This is a genomic window from Amycolatopsis sp. NPDC049252, from assembly GCF_043197175.1.
Taxonomy (GTDB): Bacteria; Actinomycetota; Actinomycetes; order Mycobacteriales; family Pseudonocardiaceae; genus Amycolatopsis.
Map to the genome: position 1 here is coordinate 1 of NZ_JBICSQ010000106.1, position 22,394 is coordinate 22,394.

Below are 22,394 nucleotides of genomic sequence, written 5' to 3' on the forward strand. Positions count from 1 at the left end.
GTGATTCTGTCAGGAGGCCGCCCCGGCGGCTGGCACCCGGCGACCGCCGTCCGCACCCCCCACCCCGACGTCCTGCGCACCGCCCTCGCCGACGCCGCGGCGACCCTGCCGGCCCTGGCCGGCGCCGAAGTGCTCGCGGTCGACAACAGCCGCGCCGACACCAGCACGATCGACCTCATCCCGGTGATCGACCGGGTACCCGGCACCGGCCGGGTGTTCGTCGGAACCGGGTGGAGCGGCCACGGCTTCGCGCTGGCCCCGGCCGTCGGCGAAGCGCTCGCAACCTGGGCCCTGGACGGTGAACGGCCGGACACCCTGCGGCCGTTCACCTTTGAGCGCCTGGGCGTCGCATAGGTTTGGCCGGCCTGGGGGTCCGCCCCGGCTCCCCGACCTGAGCAGGCGCGGGCCCGGTCTTCGGTTTCCGCCTGCGGTGCGGTGACCAGCCCGGCGTCCGGCCGGTCAGATCGACACAGCGGAACGTCGTGCCCGCCGGTGCGATCGGGCCCTCCTGGATCTCAGCGATCCAGGTGGAACGTCACCTCACCCCTCGGCGAGATGTCGATGACCGCGACCGCCCGGGAACCCGACTCCAGGGTGTATTCGTACTTCACGCTCACCACGAACGGGTATCGGCCGGCCGGGGATCCCTTGACCGGCCGGTACTTCACGTACTGGCTGACCGTCACCGGAGTCCCGGCCTTCACGTTCAGCCGTCCGGTTTGCTTCGCACCGACGCGAGCGAACCCTTCGGTGCTGCCGCTCGCCAGCAGGTTCGCCGCCTCGTGCGGTCCGTAGGCGAGCCCGGCGAGGGTCTCGTCGCCGAATATCGGGCCGTACACGTGCATGCGTGCCATGCCCTGCAGGTCGGGGGCGTCCGTGAGCGTTCCGATCCTCGGCAGGACCTTGTCCATCTCGGCCTCGGGCATACGAGCGACTTCAGGTCCCGTGACCCCTTCGGCGACAACGCATTCGTCCCACGCTCCGCCGGGCACCGTCGGATAGACCTTGGTGATCGTCGCGATCCGTCCCCCCGCCCGGCGGGTCCCCGGCGCCGCGGTCAGTTTGACCGGCATTCCCTGCTTCTCGGCCGCCTCTACGGCCGCTTTTCGTGCTCGGGCGACCTCGCTGAGCACGGCGTCCGGCGCCTTCTCGAGAGCCTCCGCGTCCAGGCCGCTGGGAATCGTCACCGGTTTGGCGGGTAGCGGAGGCGGCTTCGTCACGAACGTGCCACTCGCTGTGCGCCAGGTCGGACGGCCCGTAAGCCCGGCCTTCTTCGGATTCGGTCGTATCACCGGAACCGGCGTCCCCGGTTCCCTCGGGAAGAACGACTCGCCCCAGATCACCGGTGACGTCGGAGAGCCATCGTGAAAGAACACCCAGGTCCCTCCCTTCGCCGGGGTTGTCGAGACGACGACCGACGAGCCGTGCTCGGCGGAGAACATCTCTTTCGCTTCGGCGAGCAGCTCACGTTGCCGTTGCGCCGCGCCAGGGGACATCTTGACGAGCTCTTCGCGCAGGGCGTCGAGGAGCTGCCGGCGTTCGCCGGCGCCGAGCGCTTCGACCGCGCGTCCGGCGAGCTTCTCCTCCGCGATGGCGACCAGGCGTGCCGAGTCGCCGGCCGGGAGCGCCGCACCGACGTCCTCCAGCGCCCGCTCGAGAGCGGCGTGGTCGACGACAGTCCGCACCGCGACCGGGACGGCTCCGTCAGGAGGGGCGTGGGGCAGCTCACCGCCGGCGTGCCCCGGTGGTTCGGGTCCGACCTTGGCCGGCGGTACATGCGCGTGTGTTGCCGCCTCCTCCGCCGCCTTCTCGAGCTTTCGCACGAAGTCGGTCATTTTCGCCCGGTTTCCAGTGTGAGCAGCTGCAGGCGGCGCAGTTCCCGTTCGACCAGGGTGGCGTTCGCCGACACCAGAAGGCCGGCCAGATTCGTGGCGTGCTGTCCGGCGCTCAGCACGGTCTTCACGCGGGTGGCCGCGATGACCCGCGTGGTCGGGCGAAGCACGGTCTTGCCGAGCAGCTTGCCGACCACCGGCAAGGCGACGTCCGCGGTCAGGGAGAGAACGTTGCAGAGGAGGCCGACCGCGTCCGGCTCGGGAACGTCATAGCGGGCCGCTTGCTGCCCGAGGGCCTCGCGGGCGGTCGTTTCGGATGCGTACTTCTGGGCCTCTTCCAGCGTCTGGATGGCGGTGATCGCGACCATGGCGACCAGGGCGAACTCACCGACCACCGGGATCAGGGTGAGCACACCGAACCCGATCGACGCCCAGCCGAGCATCCGGTCGATGTCGGCTGCTTCCGCCCGGCTTCGTTCCTGGGCGGCCATCGCCGCGTAGAGGGAGTCGATGCCGACGGCGTAGCCGTGGTCACCGGGCCGGTAACCTTGCTGTTCCAGCGCGGACTGGATCAGGAACCGGTGTTTCCACAACGGGTGCAGCTGCCCCAGGACTTCAGCGGGTGAGTCGTCCCAGTACCGGGTGACGGCCGACCTGGCCGCGGCCAGCGCCCGGTCGGCGCCGGAGAGGATCTTGTCCCGGTACTTCGGCTGGGTCTCCCGCAGGTCCTTGAACGCCTGGAGCAAGGTGGTGCGGATGACTTCGTCGAGCCGGGTCTCGTTGCCCGGATCGGCCTCCCAGCGCTCGATGTCGGACGAAGACTCTCCTTCCAGTTTCTTCAACAGCTTCGGAACGTTCGTGACCAGCGCCGGGTACAGCTCCGCGGCGGCTTTCAGCCCCTCGGTGTACGGCTCCAGTGCGGTCTGTTCGAACTGGCGTCGTGCGGTGGGGGCGTTCGGCGGAATGGTGAAGTTCCACCGCTTGACGTTGCGGCGCAGTGCGTCCAGCCCGGCGACCACCGACCGGAGCCGGCGGTAGTTGTCGTGGTCCGGGCCGTCGGCCGCGACGGAGGTGTTGCCGTCCTGGTCGACGTCGAAGCCGAACTTCTCCGGCCGCGACTCGACCGCGGCGACGGTCAGGTCGTACTCGAACAGCTGCCGGGCGGCCACGTCGAGCGCCTCCAGGTAGGTGATCGACTCGGCCCGCAGCAAGGTGGAGTGCCGCTCGAGGATCCGGAGCGCCTCCGCTGCGCGGACCGCCTCGGCGTAGGAAGCGCCCCGCGTTCTGTCTCCCAGTGCGTGGCTGAATTCTCTGACGAGTGCCTCCCCGCCGACGCGGTGGAGCGTGTCCGCTACTTCGCCGATCCCGGCTTCGGTGACGTCGATCTGGATGGAGCGGGTGTCGGCGAACGCGACCGCCAGGTTGATCGTCAGTGGCTTGACCGCGGGCCCACCGGCCAGGGGAGTCACCTCACCGGGCACTTGCACGACGAGGTCGGCCGTCTCGGCCATCGCTACGCCTTGCCGTCACCGAGGAGTGGGTCAGGTGGTTCGTGAGGCGGCTTTCCGAGGCGGCCCATCGGGTTGAGAGGCAGACCGGTGGCCTTGTCGTCCAGCCACTGCAACGTCGTCGGCAGCGCGACCTCCCAGCTGTCGCCGGGCTCTCCGTCCGGTGGGGGCATCATCTGGTCACGGATCTCCCGGGCGACCGACAGGTACATCGGCCGGCCGGGTACGGGCGCGCACCCACCCCCGAGCCACGGCTGGCGGAAGGTGAGCCAGTGCAGGACGGCCGCGCCGAACCCGATCCGGGCCGGGACGACGACGCGGATCGATCCCGCGCGCAGGAAGGTCCCCAGGTCCGGATCGGCGGTCTCCAGGTCCATCAGGTCCGGCCAGCGGTCACGACCTGCCCAGTAGTAGGGGTAGGCGACCCACGCGAGATTGGCCCACTCCAGCGCTTGCTCGAGGAACTGGATGCTGTCGGCCGAGTCCAGCGCGGCGGGTATGTTGATGTCCGGCGTGTTGTCGCGTGCGGGAGGTACCGCCTTGGCGGGGACGGCGTTCCGGCCGAGGAACGGTGACTCCCCCAGCAGCCACGTCACCACATGCCGGCGTATTTCGTGCTGCATCATCTCCGCGTTGCGAGCCGGAGAGCGTTCGGCCAGCGTCGCGGGACTTCCCGCCATCGCCTGTTCGGCACGCCACTCGCGAAGCCAGGTGTCGTAGGCGGCCCGCACGACGTCGTAGACACTCTGCACCCACGCGTCTTTCGCCTGCTGGGTCAGCTCACACTTCAGGTCGACGCCCACGTTGCCGGCCCAGGCACCGACCAGGCACACCGAGATCGGCAGCTTCACGACGACCGGGTGGACGAGCGCCTGCTCGGCACCGGCGTGGTGCAGGTGCCCGTCCAGGAACTGCACGAGGTGGTCCTGGGCACCCGAGGACATGATGCTGTTCGTGCCGCCACCCGGCCCCGCTTGGCTGTCGAAGATCATCTGGTCGCCGGCGGCGACCGTCGCGGTGATCGTGTGCAGTGCTTCCTGGCGGTCGTAGCCGCCGTGCGCCGACGTCTCCCGCTCCCAGATAGCGTGGAACGGCGTCACCTCGACATTGGCCTTGATCGCGGTCACCGCGTAACCGGGAGGTACCGCGACTTCCACGGACTGAGCGAGGACCGGCGCGTTCCAATAGTCCGCGCTCGGTGCCGTGCCGGCGTCCTTGGCCATCAGGGCCAGCGCGGCAGCGGTCCCCACCGTCGGCTGCGGTGGTTCCGGCATCCCGGTCGCCCCGTACGTGGCCGCCAGTCCCAGGTAGTTCTCCGGCGTGATCCCGCCCTCGGGAAGCACGAAATCCGGCGGCTTGCCGACCGAGCCCGTGCGCGTCGGCGTGGTGCCCAGCTGCTCCAGCAGGTACCGCCCGGGTTCCGGGATTTCGAACTCCAGTTGCAGGCGGTCCGGGTAGCGCCAGACCTGAAACCGGTCCACCCGTGCCACCCACCGGTAGACGCCCCGGACGTGGTCCGCGGACGGGTTGTCGAGCTTGTGCTGTTCGCGCAGCTCGGTCCGGGTCAGCGTCCGGCGGGTCCGTTCCTGCCGGGTCTGGGTTTCGATCTTCGACGCCGCCCGTGCGATCGCCTTCTTCGCGATCTCCGTGGTCCGGTCGGTCGAATCCTTCAGCGAGAAGTCGGCGGAGAACCCGGCGGACACGTCGAGCTTCACCGAGCTGTACTGCGCCGAGACGTCGACCTGACCCTTGGCGTTGATCGCCAGGTCGAGTTCCCGCTTGCTCTGCTCGGTGAACGTCGACTCGTCCGAATTCTCCGACGACGACTCACTGGTCGAATCGGTCGACGAACTGGTTGTTTCGACGACTTCGGCCTCGTCGATCCGGATGAACCGGGTGTCATGGTGTTCACCGGCCATCACGTTCCGGATGTCGGCGATCTCGTCCGCCACGTACCCTCGCCACTCCTTGCGGACGACGAACAGGTCGCTGGTCGTCGCTCGCCGGACCAGCTCGACCTGGTCGGGCGGCAGAACCTCGGGAAACGGCGGATCGGGCAGCAATGGCGTGCGGCACGCCAGCAGTTGTGAAATCTCCTGCGCGGTCAACGGCCGTCGGTAGGACGAGCGGCGCTCGACCAATCCGGCGACCAGCAGCAGCCGGTTGAGACGCTGCGCCAGCTCACCCTGCAGTGGCAACAGCAGCGCCGCGGCCAGGGAATCCACCAACCGCGACCACGTTGCCCCGAGCAATCCGTGGAGACTGCCGCGGGCTTCCAGGAGGGGACGTTCCTGATCGTCCCGCTGATCACCGTCGTCGATGCCGGGCGGAGCATCCGCGGCCCGCTGTGTCGCCGCATCACGAAGCCAGCGGTCGAGATCGGCCGGTTCGGGCTCGTTGTCCTGCGTGACCAGCCACCGGTCGAACCGGTCGATCATCGCCAGGCCGGGCTGGCCGGGGATCGGCACCGGTTCACCGCCGTCCTCACCCGGCATCGTGGCAGCCGGGTCGACGCCACCGCGCAAGGTGGGCAACGTGACCGCTGTGGGCCTCTGCAGAAAGGCTTCGGCCAGAGCAGGAGCCTGTCCGGCCGGGTTCTCCGTGTTCGCGACGAGATCGCGCAGCTGGGGCACGAACTCCGTGCCACCCCACCATCGGTGTTCGACGTGAGTCTGGATGTCCGGATCCACCTCGGACCATTCGGTGGCCAGGGTCGAGTCGTCGGCCGCTTCGGTTCGGCGCGGCGCGCGCACGGCTCGCAGTGCGTAGATGTCCGTCATGTCAACCTCCTGAACAGATCGGATCGCCGGCCGATCATCCGGCCGGCAGAATCAAGCGGATCTGCCGCAAGTTCACGCTGACCGCACCCGCACCGCGGGGCAGCACTCAATCGACAGATTCGGAACCGAGCAGAACGACCGGAATCGAGATTTCCCGCCGCATCTCATCGGTAAGCGACAAAGATCTCCCCTTTCCCGCATCTTCTCCCCCGACCGTGACAGAATGCCTTGAGGCGACCAAGAACACCAGGGGCGTTCCGACCGGTCCCGCCGGATCAAGATCCGGAAAGGTGGATACTTTCAAATTCGTGGATCCGTATTTCAGTTGAATCCTGACGACTTGAGCCGTTCGAGTGAGATTTCGGCAGATCGGAAACACCGATACACCGGTGCTCGATTTACGGATTGCTTCGCAAGCCTTCGTCACTTTGAAGGACACAGCGACTCGACGGAACGAGGCACGACATGAATCCGATCACGACAAATTGGATCGTCGTGGCCGCGGCGCCAGCGGCAACGGACGCACCCGCGAGCGCTTTGACCGGAACTCAGACCCTCCAGGCGATCGGCATACTCGCCGTCGTGATCGCGGCGTCCGGAGCGATCATCGTATGGGCGCGCCGTACCACTCCCAACACGGCACAGCGCTCGGTGAATGCCAGTGTCGTGCGCAGCTGGCTGGCGATCGTTCTCGTGACAGGCTTGCTCATCTTCTGCGCGTACGCGTTCTCGATCAACGATTCCAGCCTGCGCAGCACGCTCGTCGGCGCCTTGGCCGCCAGCACCGGCACGGTGGTCGCCTACTACTTCGCTTCCAAGTCTTCGGACCAGGCCCGGCAGGACATCCTCCACGCCACGTTCGGCACCGATACCATCCCCGATCTCCTGGGAAGCACCGAAACCGAGGCGACGACCACGATGAGCAGGACGTCCTTCCGCCTTGAAGTCGACCCGGCCGCAAGACCGGCGACCGACACCGCGACCGTCGCTTTCCAACATCCGCCGGGGTCCGGCACGGTGGTCAAGGGTGCGACCGTCACGGTCGGATTCTCGCCTGCGGCGTCGAAGTGACGGAAGCCGCAGAACTGCCGCAGACCACCGGGTGGCGGGTCGTGCGCCGGCGGAACAGGCGCGCCGCCGGCGCTACTCCGGCAGCCGGTTGAACGGGAACGGCGCCGCCCGCAGCGCACACCTGGCCGAACCGAAGTCCTGGACCAGGAGAACGCGGGCGACGCCCCCACGGCTGCCGTTCGCAACACCTACATGCTCTTCGCGCCTTCCTTGATCGCTTCGCGGATCCGGGCGTAGGTGCCGCAGCGGCAGATGTTGCGGATCTCGTCGAGGTCGGCGTCGGTGATCTCCCGGCCTGCGGCGGTGGCCTGCTTGACCTTCGCGACCGCGGCCATGATCTGGCCCGGCTGGCAGTAGCCGCACTGGGCGACGTCCATCTGCAGCCACGCTTCCTGCATGGGGTGCAGGTCCTTGCCGACCGTCGCGGGCAGGCCTTCGATCGTGGTGATCTCGTCGGTGTCCTTGATGTCGGCGACCCGCACCGAGCAGGGGTTGAACGCCTTCCCGTTGATGTGGCTGGTGCACGCCTTGCAGACGTCGAGGCCGCAGCCGTACTTGGGACCGGTGATCCCGAGCAGGTCGCGCAGCACCCAGAGGAGCCGGAGGTCGTCGTCGGCGTCCACGGTGACCTGCCGGCCGTTGACCTTGAAAGTGTGTTGAGGCACGGCTGGCTCCTAGAAGGCGTGGTCGAGGCCGTCGGTGGGCGACGGCGGCGTGGACGGCTGCAGCGGCAACGGCTCGAAGCTCAGCGTGCCGTGGTTGATCGGGAACGAGGTCGGCATCTTGCCCACGGCCCGGCCGTAGGCGCACGCGACCGCGGCGAACGAGGGCGCCACGGCCAGCTCGCCGGCCCCGCTCGGGCTGGCCGAGGTGTTCGGCATGACGATCACTTCGGTCTCCGGCGGGGTGTTCCACTCCCGGGTGTAGAAGTAGTTGTCCCAGCTGCCTTCCAGCGGGATGCCGTCCTTGATGTGCACGCTGGAGGTCAGGCACATCGCGATGCCGTCGTTGAGCCCGCCGATCATCTGGGCTTCCAGCCCACGCGGGTTGATCGCGAAGCCCGGGTCGACCACCACGATCGCCTTCGTCACCCGGGGGCCGGTGACCGCGTCCGGGACCTTGCGGTTGACCGTTTCGGGCCGGCAGTCGATCTCCACCAGCACGGCGACCGCGCCGCGGTACTCGGCGTGCAGGGCGATGCCCTGCGCGGTGCCGGCGGGCATCGCGCGGCCCCAGTTCCCGGCCTGCGCGGCCTTGTCGAGGACCGCGCGCAGCCGGTCGTCCTTGAGGAACTCGCGGCGGAACGCGACGGGGTCCTTGCCGAACTTCTTCGCCAGCTGGTCGACGACCAGCTCTTCGGCGGTGACGACGTTGGGCGAGTAGATGTTGCGCATGCTGCCGGTGTTGAACTTCAGCGGGATCTCGTTGAGCAGCTGGGTGGTCACGCCGAAGTTGTAGGGCGAGGACTGGCTCAGCAGGAAGATCGACTCGGCGAAGCTCAGGTTCCCGGCGATCGGCAGCCGCGACGCGAACGCCGTCAGCATCTCGCCGAGCCCGTGGCTGAACTCGGTCTGCACGCTGGTGTGCCGCTGCTCGAAGCTGATCACGTTGCCCAGCAGGAACGTCGCCCGCACCCGCGAGACGCACATCGGGTGGATGCGGCCCTGCCGGAAGTCGTCCGTGCGCGACCACATCAGCTTGACCGGCTTGCCCATCTTCTGCGACGCCTCCGCCGCTTCGGCGGCCGCGTCGTGGAACAGGTGCCGGCCGAACGAGCCGCCGCCCTGGGTGACGTGCACCTTCACCGCGTCCTGCGGCAGGCCCAGCTGCTTGGCGATGTCCTCCTGCGCGACGATCGGCACCTTCAGGCACGACCAGATCTCCGCGCGGTCCGCGCGGACGTCGGCGATCGCGGCGCCGGTCTCGAGCGGGCTGTTGCTGGCGGCGGCGAAGGTGAACTCCGCGTCGATGTACTGGTCGAGCAGGCCGGGCACGGTCATGGGCAGCTGGGCGGCCTTGAGCTTCTTGAGCACGGTCGCGTCGGATTCGCCGTCGACCGTGCCGGGTCCCCAGGTGACCTTCAGCGCGCGGATCGCGTCGATGCACTGGCCGAACGTGCGCCCGCGCACCGCGACGCCGTGGGAGATCGCGGCGACGTCGGTGATCCCCGGCATCGCCTTGACCTCGGCCGCGTTGAGGATCGACCGCGGCGTGCCGTTGATCGTCGGCGGCCGCGCGACCATCGTCGGCAGCGCGTCCGGGACGTCGATGTCGAGGGTGAACTGCTTGGTGCCGGTGACCGCCGCGTGGGCGTCGAGCCGGTTCTGCGGGGTGCCCAGGACCGTGAACTCCGAGCGGGCCTTCAGCGTGGCGACCACGCTGATCGTCGTGGCGGACGCGGCGGCCTTCGAGAGCGAGCCGTAGTCCGCGCGGCGGCCGCTGGTGTGCCGGACGAAGCCGTCGGACGTCGTCAGCTGCGACGCGGGCACGCCCCACTGGGCGGCGGCCGCGGCGAGCAGCCGCTGCCGGGCGATCGCCGCGGCGGTGCGGACCGGGGTGTAGATGCTGCGCATCGAGTTGGAGCCGCCGGTGAGCTGGTTCATCAGCAGCTCGGGCCGGGCGTCGGCGAGGGTGACGTCGATCTTGTCCAGCGGCAGGTCGAGCTCTTCGGCGATCATCATCGCCACGGCGGTGGTCATGCCCTGGCCGACCTCGGCCCGGGGTACCGCGAAGGCGGCGCGGCCGTCGGCGCCGACCTGCACGGTGATCAGCCCCGAGGTCGGCAGCGCGGCGACGTTCTGCAGGTCGCCGAGGTCGAAGATGTCCTCGGGCTGCGGCAGTGACGGGATGGACGCCTCGGCCTCGCCCGGTGCGAGTTCGGCGACACCGATCTGCGCGGCGACGGCCAACGTGGGTGCGGCGAGCACGAAGCCGAGGAAACGGCGGCGGCCGAGGGTGCGCGGCTCGGGCGGCTGCTCGGCGGGGACGTGGTGGGGCATGAGCGGCTGGTTCCTCTCGAACGCCGGTGTCGGAGAAGCGCGGGCCGGAGCACCGCCGGCCGGAGTGTTGCACAGATCACGCCGCCGAATGAAGGAGCTGGGTGCCTACATTTGGCCCAGTGTCGTTGTGCACCGTGCACAGTGAGTACTCGTCACGGCACACGTGGTGGCGGCAGGAACGGCAGCGCGCGGACGACGAGAGCCAGCTCCAAGGACAGATCACCGCCGGTCAGGCGCTGCTCGATCAGCCCTTCGATCCGGTGGATCCGGTTGAGCACCGTGTTGCGGTGGCAGTGCAGGACCTGCGCCGACCGGGTCGCCGACCCGCCGGTGCGCACCCACGTCGACAGCGTCTCCAGGAGCAGGTCGCGTTCGTCGCCGCCCAGGTCGAGCAGACCCCGCAGCCAGTTCTGCTGCAGCGACTCGGTCAGCTCCGGCGAGCTGAGCAGCAGCGCCTCGGGCAGCCGTTCGGCCAGGCACACGACCTCGACCCGGCCCGGGGGCACGGTCCGCATCGCCAGGACGGCCTGGCGGTAGGCGACGTGCACACCGGCCAGGCCGTCGACGACCAGGGAGACGCCGGCCTGCACGGCCAGCATCGAGCCGACGGCCGCGACCACGCCCGCGACATCGCGCCCGGGCAGCGAGACCAGGCCGACGAGCACGTCGGCGCGCGACTGCCAGGCGGACGCGGACCCGCGCTCCTCGAGCGCGGTGCCCAGCGGCTCCGTGGCTTCGTCGTCGCCCGAGCCGGCCGCCGCGACGACGACGTACGGGCCCGAAACGGGCAGCCGGAGCGTCCGGCCAGCCTCGTAGGCGAACCCGGCGTCGACCGCGCGCCCCTGGAGCAGGCCTTCCCACAACGAGGCGCGGCGCTGCTCGTCGGCGCGGACGAAACTGCGCTCCGCCGCGTGGTAGGCCAGGGCGACCTGAGCCGAAATGGCGTCGACGACCTCCCACACGCGGGTCGCGAGGTCCAGCATCGCGTCGTCGAGCACGTGGCCGGTCGCCCGGGCCTGGTCGGTCAGCGCCTGCCAGACCAGGCGTCCGCCGATCCGGAACGAGCGCAGGACGTCGTCGAGCGGCAGTTGCTGCTCCGCCCGGCGCCGCCCGGTCGCCCGGGCCGCGTCGTAGCAGTCCTCCGCGTCCCCGTCGGCCCCACGGCCGACCAGCTGGAGGACACGCCGGAGGTTGTCGTGGCACGAGCGCCACAGGTCGTCCCGCGGGACGACATCGAGCAGCTGGTAGCCGGGATTCTGGTCCCCGATGACGGAGACCAGGACGTCCGTCAGCTCGTCCAGCCCGCTCAGCACACTGGTGGCCAAGGACCGCGCGGTGTCCTCGGTCTCCCTCTGCCCGTCCGCCATCGCACCCACCATCGTCGCCTCGTGTCCAGGGATTCGGCACTGGCCGGTGTGCGGATCGGCACGAATCGCGTGAGGCGGGACCGAGCCTATGTCCCCTCAGGACGCTCGGCCATTCGCCGCGGATCCTCGACAAGCCGGGACGGGAACGACCGCGAGTTTCGCTTCGCGAGGCACTGGGTGATGATCTGCGCCCGTCTCACCCGCAGCACGGTCCGGCGGGCGCGGGTCGCGTTGTCCACAGAGGACATCTCGGCCACGGACCGGCGTTGTGCAGCGACGGCGGGCGCTCCGCCGGGCGCGTCAGCTGCCGTGAGCCCGGCCGAGGTACCGCTGCCGCCGCTTCCCCTCAGTCGGCTGCGCTGCTTTCGACGTCGCGCCGCATCCTGTTGTGCTGCTGCGCTTCGTGGAGCTGGTCTTCGAGGGTGACGATGCGGCACGCGGCGTCGATGGCGGTGCCCTGATCGACCAGCTCGCGCACCCGGGCGGCCAGGCGCAGCTGGTGCCGGGAGAAACGGCGATGCCCGCCGGCGGAACGCTGCGGGGTGATGAAGCCGGCCTCGCCCAGACTGCGCAGGAAGCCCTGCGTGGCGCCGAGGATGTCGGCGGCCCGGCCCATCGTGTAGGCGGGGTAGTGCTCGTCGTCGAACTTGTCGGCCCCGCTGGGCGTGGCCGGTCCTTCTTGGTCAGGAATCACTCTGCCTCCGCATCACAAAGGACCCCGGGTGCCACTGCGGCACCCGGGGTCCTCAAGGGTTGGGTTACACCATTGTCAACCGACGCGACCGCCGGCTTCCTGCACCCGCGTCCGGCGAACAGCCGGACCAAACGGGGATCGCTTACTCGTGACCGAGCACCACCTCCGAACTCGATGGAACTGCGGCACCCGCGCGGCGTTACCCAGCCGCTGCGGGCGATCCAATGATGGTTCCGTTCCCTTCTCTCCTGTGCTTTCCACTTACCTGGTACTGCTACTTCACCTGCTGCGAGCGACACTGCGGGGACCCTTTCCCTGATCGGTCCCAGCACGCTGACGCCGCTGGTCACTGCCCGGAGCCCCGTTCACTGATCGGCTCCGGCCACCTGACCGGTCCTGCACAACCACAACTGCTACTTGCTACTTGCACTGACTACACACTGCTGATCTTCGCGAGCACACCTGCTCCGCCCGCGCCTTGCCTTGCGCTTCCGGTCACCAGCCGAAACCTTGTTCCGTGATCGGCTCCGCGCTGCCTGACCGTCTTGTCTCACCTCGCGGGTAGTTTCGTCATCTCCCGCGCCTGCTTGACGTTGTCTCTCTCGGTATGAGCAGAACACTACACACACCCGGCGGCGAATGTCTACTCCCGTCAGCACAGATTTTCTGAGTCAGCCGAACGAGTGGCACGCACCGGTTCTTCAAGAGACACTTCGCGAGGCCGCCCACCGGGCCCGAGGCCAGGAACGGAGCGGCGATGAGCGAGCCGGACGAGGCGCTGAAGCGGGACCTGCGCGATGATCTCCGGCATCGGCTGCGGCCGATGCCCGCTCGCGACGCCGGTGACACCAGCCGATCGACCGCGCCACTGGAACTGCTGTACGACCTCACCTACGTGATCGCGTTCGCCGGGGCCGCCGAGCAGCTCGCTCACCACCTGGTCGCGGGTGCACCGCTGCCGGCGATCGGCGCCTACCTCTTCGCGATCTTCGCCGTCACCTGGGCGTGGCTGAACTTCACCTGGCTGACCTCGGCGTACGGCAACGACGACGCACTGTTCCGGGTCGCCACCATCGCGCAGATGGCCGGCGTCGTCGTGCTGACCTTCGGGTTGCCGGCCGGCTTCTCGGCCGTCGAAGAGGGGCACAGCCCGCTCAACACCCTCGTCATCGTGGGGTACCTCGTGATGCGGGTGCCGCTGGTCCTGCTCTGGCTGCGGGCAGCCCGGGAGGACGCCGGAAACCGGCGGATCTGCGTGGCGTACGGGTGCACGATCGCCGCCGCCCAGGCCTGCTGGATCCTGGTCGCCGTCCTGCCGATGCCGTTCCCGGCGACCGTGCTCCTGCTGGTGGTGCTGGCGCTGGCCGAGATGGCCGCGCCCGTCCTGCTGGAACGCCGGCTCGGCAACGCGCCCTGGAACGCCGGGCACCTCGCGGAACGGTTCGGGCTGCTCACGCTGATCACACTGGGCGAGGTGATCGCGGCGACCACGGTGACGGTGGGCACGCTGGTCCAGGAAAACGGCTGGTCGGTGGCGGCGGTGATGATCATCGCCGCCGGGCTGGCGATCGCGTCGGCCCTGTGGTGGGCCTACTTCCAGATCCCGTCGCGGGCGATCCTGATCCGGTGGCCGCGGCGGGTGTTCGCCTGGCGGTACGCGAACTTCCCCCTGTTCGGCGCGATCGCCGCGGTCGGCGCCGGGCTGCGGGTCGCGGCAGCGGCCGTGCAGGAGGAGAAGCTGTCGCTGTTCCAGGTGGCGCTGTGCTTGGCCGTGCCGGTCGCGGTGGCGCTGGTGACGATCTTCGTCACCTGGAGCGTGCTGATGCACGCCTACGACCTCACCCACGTGCCACTGTTCCTGGCCTCGCTCTCGCCGGTCGCGGCGGCGGTCGTCGTCGGCGCCGTGCTCGGCCGAGACGAACCACTGGACCTGACCCACGGCCACGGCCTGACCGGGCTGGTCCTGGTCGTCTCCCTCATCGCCCTCGGCACCGTCGTCGAAGTGGTCGGCCACGAGGTCGTCGGCTTCCGGCACACCCTGCGCGCCGTCGGCGGCGACCAGCCCGAGGTGCAGCCCGACGGGGCGTGAACCGCCGGGCCGAACCTGGCCGATGCGGGAGGGCACCTGCTCCGAGCGCGGATTGATGGATTGATAGAGTCATCAATCCAGGAGGTGCCCATGCCCGCGAGGTCCCGGACGACCGAGCCGCTCTACCGGATCAAGGCCGACCTGTTCAAGTGTCTCGCCCATCCGCACCGGATCCAGGTTCTGGAGGTGCTCGCCGCGGCCGGTGACGAGGGTGCGTCGGTGGCGCGGCTGCTCGAGGTCACCGGCTGCGAAGCCTCGCAGCTGTCCCAGCACCTCGCCGTCCTGCGCCGCACCGGGGTCGTCGTGTCCACCCGCACCGGCAACGCCGTCGAATACTGGCTCGCGCAGCCTTTGGTGGCGGAACTCCTCGTGGTGGCGCGAGCGTTCCTGCTGTCGAGCCTGCACCCCGGCTCGGACCGGCTGGCCGCCGCCCGCGAGCTGCCCGCGCTGCCCGGCGCGAGTCCCCAGGCCGTGCTCGACGCGATCGCGCGCCGGGCATGAGCGTCCTCGCGACGGCGCGGGAGCTGCTCCCCGGACGGGACGACTACGACTTCCGTCCACCGGTACTGCGTGCGGACCTGCTCGCCGGAGTCACCGTCGGTGTCGTGGCCCTTCCGCTGGCGCTGGCGTTCGGGGTCAGCTCGGGCGCCGGTCCCGCGGCCGGGCTCGCCACCGCCGTCGTGGCCGGGATCGTGGCCGCGGTGTTCGGCGGGTCCCCGGTCCAGGTGTCCGGGCCGACCGGGGCGATGGCCGTCGTGCTGGCCCCGATCGTCGCCGCCCACGGCGCTTCCTCGGTGGCCGTCGTCGCCGTCCTCGCCGGGCTGGTCGTGCTCGTCGCCGGCATCGCCCGGCTCGGCCGGCTGGTCGCCTACCTTCCCTGGCCGGTCGTCGAAGGCTTCACGGTCGGGATCGCCTGCATCATCTTTCTGCAGCAGGTCCCTTCGTCCGTCGGCACGACCGCGCCACCGGGCAGAAACCCGCTGCTGGCCGCGATGGCCGCGGTCGCGCACGCCGCGACCGGGGCCACCGCGGCCTGGGCGGCCGCCGTCGTGGCCCTGGTCGCGGTGCTCATGCTCGCACTGCCGAAGCTGCACCGCGGAATACCGGCATCTCTGGTCGCGGTGACGGTGGTGACCGTCGCCGCCGAGATCCTGCACGCGCCACTCCCCCGGATCGGAAGCCTGCCGAGCGTGCTGGCCCCCGCCCTGCCGTCGTTCACCCCCGGCGTGATCCGTGACCTCGCCGGAGCCGTCGTCGCGGTGGCCGCGCTGGCGGCGATCGAATCCCTGCTCTCCGCCCGCGTGGCCGCGACGATGAGCCGCGGCGGGTCACCGGTCGGCCCGACCCGTCCGGACCGCGAGCTCGCCGGCCAGGGCATCGCCTCGATCGCCAGCGGCCTCTTCGGCGGCATGCCCGCCACCGGCGCGATCGCCCGCACCGCGGTCAACGTCCGCTCCGGCGCCCGGACCCGGTTCTCGGCCATCACCCACGCCCTGGTCATCCTGGCGGTGATCTACGCCGCGACCGGGCTCGTGTCCCGGATCCCCCTGGCCGCTCTGGCCGGCGTGCTCATGGTCACCAGCTTCCGGATGGTGTCGCTCGCGACGATCCGCGAAGTCGTCCGCGCGAGCCGCGCCAGCGCGATCACCTTCGCCGCGACCGCGCTCGTCACCATCGCGGCCGACCTGATCCTCGCCGTCGAGATCGGCCTGCTCGTCGCCGCCTTCTTCGCCCTGCGGCACCTCGCCGGCGCCGCGCACGCCCAGCGCGAACCCGTACCGGGCCCCGCCACCGCCGGCGACGAGCACATCGCGGTGTTCCGGTTCGAAGGTGCCCTGTTCTGGGGCGCGTCCGAACGTCTCCTCTCCGAAATCGCCGCCGCGGTCGCCGCCGACGACATCGACATCGTAGTCCTGCGCCTGTCCGGGCTGCACACCCTCGACGCGACGGGCGCGAAAGCACTCGGCGACACCATCGAGGAACTCGAGGCCGGCGGTGTCACCGTCCTGGTCAAAGTCGTCCGGCACCACCACCGGCACCTGCTGAGCGCCACCGGAGCCCTCGGCAAACTCCGCCACGGCAATCACCTCTTCACCACGCTCGAAGACGCGATGACGCACGCCCGGTCCCACGTGCGTCGCACGGATCGCGCTCGGTGACTCCGCCACCTCGTGGCCGCGGCCTCGAGGGCCGGGACCCACGCGTCAGGACACGAGCTGGCGCAGCGGCCCGTTGTCGTCGGCGAAGTTGCGGGTGCTCATGGCCTGGACTCCGGCGCTGTGTTCGCCGTTGAACGGGGTGACCGTGCCGGGGCACCCTGCCTTGACGGCATCGTCGGGCGAGTTGAACCAGAAGCCGACGTGGAAGGTGTGCATCGGGGCGAACGCGGGATTGCTCGCCGCGTCCTGGGGGTGCACCACCGGCGCCGGTGCGGTGTTCGGTGCCACCGCGAAGGTTTCGACGTTGAACCGGCCGATCACGGTGACCGACGCGGTGCCGTCGTCGCCGGATTCCAGGTCGCTCTGGTACCACGACACACCGAACGGCGCGTTCGGCACCTGGGTGATGAACAGGTCGAAGTCCGTGTCGGCCGGCAGGCCGGTCGCGCGCAAGGTCATGGTTTCGTTCTGCCCGTGCGTCACCACCCGCACCTTCGCGGCGGCCGCCGCGAGGCAGTTGGCGTTGGCGGCCACGCCGGAGCGGACCATGGCGAAACCGATGCTGCTGTCCGCGGCGTCCGCCTGGGTGGTGACCAAAGCTCCGACGCCGAGCAAGGTCACGGCGCCGACGGCCGTGGCGGCCATGGGAATTCTGCGCAATTTCACGGTTGTCCTCCGAATCGTGGGTTACTGACTGTGCCGCTCTCCCCGGTGACGGTGCCAGCCGCCGTCGACAATCCGTCGACAGTGGTCCGCCTCGGCCGTCGAGACGTCCGAAAATCACCGTCGTCGAAACGACAATCGATCAGTGTCACGCTGAAAACTTCGCCGCACCGCACGGTCGAAACCCGCCGTACACTCCGAACGCGAGGGCATTCTCGACCTTCGCCCACGAGGGGTTGATGCGACGATGAGCGACCAGGAGCAACAAGCACTCGATCTCCTCTACGAGATCGACAATGTGCTGACGATCAACATCGTGCTACCGCAATCCGACTGGGACGCCGTGCGCACCGAACAACCGGCCGGTGGGGTGTGCAACTTCGATTGGGCCGGCGGCAGCCGTTACACGTGGCGGAAGGCGACATCGGTCGAGATCTCCGGGACGAAGTTCCCCGACCGGACGACGTTCCCCGACGTGGGGATCAAGAAGAAATCCTTCTGCGGCTCGTTGAACAGCGACAAGCCCTGCCTGCACCTCGACTTCGCGAAGTTCCTCGACGCCAGCAAACCCCTGATCCGCGCCCTGATCGGTTCGCAGTACCTGACCCTCAACAACTCGGTCCAGGACGCGTCCTACCTCCGGCAGCCTCTCGGCTACAAACTGTTCGAACTCGCCGGGCTCCCCCACTCGAGGTGCAACTTCGCCCGGGTACTCGTGAACGGTGTCCCCGTCGGCCAAGGGGTTGCGGGGGTCAACAGTCCCGGAATCTTCGTGAACGCGGAACCGATCATGCCGCGGTACATCGAACGCAACTTCGGCACCACGAAGGGGAACCTCTACGAACTCGAACACCAGGACGACTTCGTCGACGCCCGGTTCGACTTCATCGGCGTCGAGTCGCTGTCGGCGTTCGAGGACAAGGCCGACCTGCGGTTCGCCATCGACCACATCGCCGCGCACGGGCTGGCCGGCGCGAACCAGGTCTTCGACCTCGACCAGTTCGTCAAGCTGTACGCGATGGAGTTCTTCCTCAAGCACTGGGACGGCTACTCCAGGAACACCAACAACACCTACGTCTACAACGACGTCGCCGCCGTCGCGACGCCGGGCGTGGACGACATCAACTTCAAGATGATCCCGTGGGGCCTCGACCAGACCCTGCAGCCCGGCCGGCACTTCAAGCTCGACACGAGCGGCCTGCTCGCCAAGCTCGTGCGCGACGACCCGGGCCGCCGCGCGCAACTCGTCGACCGGATCCGGGGCTACCGGGACACCGTTTTCGATCGCAAGACCCAGCAAACGGTGCTGAAGCCGCTGCTCGAACAGATGGGAGCCGTGCTGACCGGCCTCGGCGTGCCCGACGTGCCGGCGCAGGTCACCGCGGCACGAAAGCAGCTCCGGCTCGCCGTGTCCGCCGGCTACCTCTTCGGCGGCCTACCGGGCACCGAGGGCGCCTACGTCCGCGACGACGTCACCAACGACTGCATGCACGCCAGCACCACCGAGACCATCCCCGCGGCTACCCCCGGCCCGGCGAACTCCGAGGTCATCCACCGACCACGCACCGAGAACGTCGACGACACGGATCTGTGGTGCTTCGGCGACCTCGGCACGGGAAAGTCGGTCGCCAACAAGGCCTCCGGCAAGTTCCTCCACGCGAGCACGACGACTTCGAGCCAGGGCCACGAACTGCTGTGCACGTCCGCGGCGGACAACACCGACCACGCCGACGAGTTCTCGGTCACCCCGACCGATCCCGTCAACCCGCCCGGCGACACCTTCACCTTCAGCGGATATTTCACGCTGACGAGCAGCCGGACCACGCTGGGCGCGGCTTTCGGTGCCGACACCACACCGGGCGGAAGACCCCGGGTCCACCAGGATCCCGCACCGTCGAAGCTGTACTTCTCCTGATCACAGGACCGCATAACCGCCGGAGTCGTCGACGACGAGGATCTTGTGCGCACCGCCGATCGAGAACGTCGTGACGCCCTCCGGCTTCGCGCTCCGGTGGAAGACGGTGCCGAGCACCTGGACGTGTTCGCTCCCCCGGCACCACCTGCCGAGCCGGAACGGCTCGTCGTCCCGGCTGGTCGAACGGCCGAGGAGAAGGAGGAAGTCGCCGGTCCGCGCGTCGTGGGAAATATCGCGGATCCCCACGGCCGTGGACGATCGAGGCACCCGGACGTACACCATTGCCGGAGATCCCAGCGACGCAGTCGTCCAGGCGGCGCCACCGGCGTCGACGGGGACCTGAATCACCGAGACCCGTCCGGGGGTCGCCGGTCCCCGCAGACCGAACAAGAGCGCGTTCGCACGTGGGTCCCAGGCGAGACCCTCGACGTTCAGCCCGCCCGCATCCGGCTCCCGCCGGCCGGCTGCGGCGAGCGTGGGCTCGTTCGCGAGCAACCAGGCGCGGAATCCGGCCATCGCCTCGGCGTGCAGGTTACCCTCGGGACGATAGCGCACACGCACCAGACCGTCGTCGATCCGGCCTTGCCCTGATCGGCAGAGGGAGGACGAGACGACGAGAAAGATCTCTCCGTTCACGTCGACCCGGGCCAAGCCTTCGGGATCCCGCAACGCTCCCTTGCCCAAGCCGGTCAGCCGTCGCCGGTGAATCCGCTCGACTGTTTCGGCGTCCGCGTCAAACGTCATCTCGAACAACGAGGTGGGGTCCTTGTTGTCGATGAAGACGAACCGGCGCGAGCCCACTGCCGCCACGCCGGAGGCGTTGAACGGCACTTTGCCGTTCTTTTCGGCGAACGGAGTCGGCTTGACCACGCGTGGAGTGTATTCCTCGTTTCCGGTGTGCGCGCCCGTCACGGCCGGGCAGCGCGGCTGCGCCGAGCTCCGGCCACGTGAATGTAACTTTCACCGTCCAGCCCTCCGCTGCGGACTGGCGGCGGTGGCCTTGAGGTGGCCCGGCCGCCCGATCGGACGTCCGGGGCGCCGAGTGCCCGGACGCGTTTGTTGACAACGCTTCTCCCGGACGCTCAGGCTGACGCGACGTATGTTAGCGATAACAGCCATGTCGCTCACGAAACGCCGATCCGGACGTGCAACGGCGGGAGCATCCGGAAAGGCCCCGGGGCCGGCTGGGAGAAAGGGTGCCATGAACAGAGGAAACATCAGTCGCAGGAGCAGCTCCCGGATCGCCGCGCTCGCCGCCGCGACGACGGTCGCGGCCACGGTCGTGGTCGCGGTGACCCTGGGAGCCGGCGCGGCCTCGGCCGACGTCACCGGCGCACTGCAGAGCACCGGCTCGGGCCGGTGCCTGGATGTCTCGAACGCCAGCCAGGCCGACGGCGCCTCCCTGCAGATCTACGACTGCTCGGGTGGCGCGAACCAGCAGTGGACGTCGACGTCCGGCGGCCAGTTGACGGTGTACGGCAGCAAGTGCCTGGACGTGCCCGGCAGCGCGACCACCGCCGGTACCCGGGTGCAGACCTGGACCTGTCACGGCGGGGCCAACCAGCAGTGGCGGGTGAACTCCGACGGAACGATCGTCGCGGTGCAGTCCGGGCTCTGCCTGGACGTCACCGGTGCCGGCACGGCCAATGGCACCGCGGTGCAGCTCTGGACGTGCAACGGCGGCGGCAACCAGAAGTGGACGGGCTTGTCGGCCACGCCGACCACCACGACCACGACCGGCGGAGGCAGCAGCTGCTCCCTGCCCTCGACGTACCGCTGGACGTCCACGGGTGTCCTGGCGACACCGAAGAACGGGTGGGTCTCGCTCAAGGACTTCACCAACGTCGTCTACAACGGCAAGCACCTCGTCTACGCGTCGAACGTCTCGGGGTCGACCTACGGCTCGATGGCCTTCAGCCCCTTCACGAACTGGTCCGACATGGCCTCGGCCGGCCAGAACGGGATGAACCAGGCCGCGGTGGCGCCCACGCTGTTCTACTTCGCGCCGAAGAACATCTGGGTGCTGGCCTACCAGTGGGGTGCGTGGCCCTTCATCTACCGCACCTCGAGCGACCCCACCAACCCCAACGGCTGGTCGTCGCCGCAACCGCTGTTCACCGGCAGCATCTCCGGCTCCGGTACCGGCCCGATCGACCAGACGCTGATCGCCGACGGCTCGAACATGTACCTGTTCTTCGCCGGTGACAACGGCAAGATCTACCGGGCGAGCATGCCGATCGGGAACTTCCCGGGCAGCTTCGGCTCGTCGTACACGACGGTCCTGAGCGACTCGACGAACAACCTGTTCGAGGCGGTCCAGGTCTACAAGGTCCAGGGCCAGAACCAGTACCTCATGATCGTCGAGGCGATCGGCGCGAACGGCCGGTACTTCCGCTCGTTCACGGCCAGCAGCTTGAGCGGTTCGTGGACCCCGCAGTCCACCAGCGAAAGCAACCCCTTCGCGGGCAAGGCCAACAGCGGCGCCGGCTGGACCAACGACATCAGCCACGGTGACCTGGTGCGCACCAACCCGGATCAGACCATGACCGTCGACCCCTGCAACCTGCAGCTGCTCTACCAGGGCAAGTCCCCCAGTGCCAGTGGCCCCTACGACCAGCTGCCGTGGCGTCCGGGTGTCCTGACGCTGCAACGCTGACCGATTCCCCCTGCCCCGCACCGTCTCCGGAGGGAATCCGGCCGTCCACCGGCCGGGTTCCCTCCGGCCGACGTGGTGCCGGGGAGTTTCGCCGTGGGTTGCGAAAGCCTCCGGCAATCGTTCCTCGCTGTCCTCGCTTCCGCCCGGTGAAACGGTCCGAAAATCGACCGAAACTCTTTGCGCGCCGAAGAAGCCCCGTGCTCTGCTGCTCGTGAAAATGACCATTTCCTGGACGAGAGTCCGGAAGGAGTCCACGGATGACAAGAAGTTCTTCGGACCAGCGGACCAGCCGGTGGTGGCGGTCATCGACCAGTCGAGTACTGGCCGGAGTCGTCACCGTCGCCACGGCAACGGCCATCCTGGTGACCGCGCCGGGTGCGGACGCCGCGGCCAGCACCCTCGGCGCCGCCGCCGCCCAGTCCGGCCGCTACTTCGGCACCGCCATCGCCGCCGGAAAGCTCAGCAACTCCGCCTACACCACCATCGCCGCCCGCGAATTCACCATGGTCACGCCCGAGAACGAGATGAAACCGGACGCGACCGAGCCCAACCAGAACCAGTTCACCTTCACCGCCGGCGACCAGATCTACAACTGGGCGATCAGCCACGGCGCCCAGGTCCGCGGCCACACCCTCGCCTGGCACTCCCAGCAACCCGGCTG

18 protein-coding genes are annotated in these 22,394 nt (G+C 69.1%); 8 read left to right on the forward strand and 10 right to left on the reverse strand.

Annotation, left to right across the window (positions count from 1 at the left end):
* The coding region (locus ACGFMK_RS44490) for an FAD-dependent oxidoreductase (protein WP_392776566.1) at window positions 1-354 on the forward strand (354 nt) is incomplete at its 5' end.
* 161 nt (window positions 355-515) lie between these two features.
* Here the strand turns inward: ACGFMK_RS44490 and ACGFMK_RS44495 are convergent.
* From ACGFMK_RS44495 to ACGFMK_RS44510, 4 genes are all read right to left on the reverse strand, one after another.
* Window positions 516-1,685: a hypothetical protein gene (locus ACGFMK_RS44495; RefSeq protein ID WP_392776569.1), complete on the reverse strand. Its 1,170-nt coding sequence runs from the start codon at window positions 1,683-1,685 to the stop codon at window positions 516-518.
* 146 nt (window positions 1,686-1,831) lie between these two features.
* Entirely contained in the window at window positions 1,832-3,343 is a 1,512-nt protein-coding gene (locus ACGFMK_RS44500) for a hypothetical protein (protein ID WP_392776572.1), read from the reverse strand.
* Between the two features lie 2 nt (window positions 3,344-3,345).
* Window positions 3,346-6,120 (reverse strand): hypothetical protein, encoded by a 2,775-nt coding sequence (locus ACGFMK_RS44505; RefSeq protein ID WP_392776575.1) that lies wholly within the window; start codon window positions 6,118-6,120, stop codon window positions 3,346-3,348.
* Between the two features lie 106 nt (window positions 6,121-6,226).
* Window positions 6,227-6,559, reverse strand: coding sequence for a hypothetical protein (locus tag ACGFMK_RS44510; protein ID WP_392776578.1), 333 nt, complete (start codon window positions 6,557-6,559; stop codon window positions 6,227-6,229).
* Between the two features lie 26 nt (window positions 6,560-6,585).
* On the opposite strand from ACGFMK_RS44510, the gene ACGFMK_RS44515 reads away from it, so the two are divergent.
* Window positions 6,586-7,191: a PASTA domain-containing protein gene (locus ACGFMK_RS44515; protein ID WP_392776581.1), complete on the forward strand. Its 606-nt coding sequence runs from the start codon at window positions 6,586-6,588 to the stop codon at window positions 7,189-7,191.
* Between the two features lie 188 nt (window positions 7,192-7,379).
* On the opposite strand, the gene ACGFMK_RS44520 is transcribed toward ACGFMK_RS44515, so the two are convergent.
* From ACGFMK_RS44520 to ACGFMK_RS44535, 4 genes are all read right to left on the reverse strand, one after another.
* Window positions 7,380-7,856, reverse strand: a complete 477-nt coding sequence (locus ACGFMK_RS44520; protein ID WP_392776584.1) for a (2Fe-2S)-binding protein — start codon at window positions 7,854-7,856, stop codon at window positions 7,380-7,382.
* 9 nt (window positions 7,857-7,865) lie between these two features.
* Window positions 7,866-10,190, reverse strand: coding sequence for a molybdopterin cofactor-binding domain-containing protein (locus ACGFMK_RS44525; RefSeq protein WP_392776587.1), 2,325 nt, complete (start codon window positions 10,188-10,190; stop codon window positions 7,866-7,868).
* Window positions 10,191-10,342: 152 nt separating this feature from the next.
* Entirely contained in the window at window positions 10,343-11,557 is a 1,215-nt protein-coding gene (locus ACGFMK_RS44530; RefSeq protein ID WP_392776589.1) for a PucR family transcriptional regulator, read from the reverse strand.
* Window positions 11,558-11,903: 346 nt separating this feature from the next.
* A complete protein-coding gene (locus tag ACGFMK_RS44535; protein ID WP_392776592.1) occupies window positions 11,904-12,251 on the reverse strand; it encodes a helix-turn-helix domain-containing protein in 348 nt (115 codons plus the stop codon).
* Between the two features lie 757 nt (window positions 12,252-13,008).
* Here ACGFMK_RS44535 and ACGFMK_RS44540 point away from each other — a divergent pair.
* The 3 genes from ACGFMK_RS44540 to ACGFMK_RS44550 all read left to right on the forward strand — a co-directional run bounded on the left by ACGFMK_RS44540 (window position 13,009) and on the right by ACGFMK_RS44550 (window position 16,499).
* Window positions 13,009-14,340 (forward strand): low temperature requirement protein A, encoded by a 1,332-nt coding sequence (locus ACGFMK_RS44540; protein WP_392776595.1) that lies wholly within the window; start codon window positions 13,009-13,011, stop codon window positions 14,338-14,340.
* 90 nt (window positions 14,341-14,430) lie between these two features.
* A complete protein-coding gene (locus ACGFMK_RS44545) occupies window positions 14,431-14,841 on the forward strand; it encodes an ArsR/SmtB family transcription factor (protein ID WP_392776598.1) in 411 nt (136 codons plus the stop codon).
* Window positions 14,838-16,499 carry a SulP family inorganic anion transporter gene (locus tag ACGFMK_RS44550; RefSeq protein ID WP_392776601.1) on the forward strand — a complete coding sequence of 554 codons (1,662 nt, stop codon included), beginning with the start codon at window positions 14,838-14,840 and terminating at the stop codon, window positions 16,497-16,499. The genes ACGFMK_RS44545 and ACGFMK_RS44550 overlap by 4 nt, the downstream gene beginning before the upstream one ends.
* 45 nt (window positions 16,500-16,544) lie before the next feature.
* On the opposite strand, the gene ACGFMK_RS44555 is transcribed toward ACGFMK_RS44550, so the two are convergent.
* Window positions 16,545-17,144 carry a hypothetical protein gene (locus ACGFMK_RS44555; protein WP_392776604.1) on the reverse strand — a complete coding sequence of 200 codons (600 nt, stop codon included), beginning with the start codon at window positions 17,142-17,144 and terminating at the stop codon, window positions 16,545-16,547.
* A gap of 265 nt (window positions 17,145-17,409) precedes the next feature.
* Here ACGFMK_RS44555 and ACGFMK_RS44560 point away from each other — a divergent pair, with 265 nt between their 5' ends.
* Window positions 17,410-19,077 carry a CotH kinase family protein gene (locus ACGFMK_RS44560; protein ID WP_392776607.1) on the forward strand — a complete coding sequence of 556 codons (1,668 nt, stop codon included), beginning with the start codon at window positions 17,410-17,412 and terminating at the stop codon, window positions 19,075-19,077.
* On the opposite strand, the gene ACGFMK_RS44565 is transcribed toward ACGFMK_RS44560, so the two are convergent.
* Window positions 19,078-19,947, reverse strand: coding sequence for a DUF3616 domain-containing protein (locus ACGFMK_RS44565; RefSeq protein ID WP_392776610.1), 870 nt, complete (start codon window positions 19,945-19,947; stop codon window positions 19,078-19,080).
* Window positions 19,948-20,278: 331 nt separating this feature from the next.
* Here ACGFMK_RS44565 and ACGFMK_RS44570 point away from each other — a divergent pair, with 331 nt between their 5' ends.
* Both ACGFMK_RS44570 and ACGFMK_RS44575 read left to right on the forward strand, forming a co-directional pair.
* The gene (locus ACGFMK_RS44570) at window positions 20,279-21,733 is read left to right on the forward strand and encodes a non-reducing end alpha-L-arabinofuranosidase family hydrolase (protein ID WP_392776614.1); all 1,455 of its coding nucleotides are present in this window, start codon (window positions 20,279-20,281) and stop codon (window positions 21,731-21,733) included.
* A 257-nt stretch (window positions 21,734-21,990) separates the two neighbouring features.
* On the forward strand, window positions 21,991-22,394 hold a 404-nt coding region (locus ACGFMK_RS44575; RefSeq protein WP_392776617.1), incomplete at its 3' end, for an endo-1,4-beta-xylanase.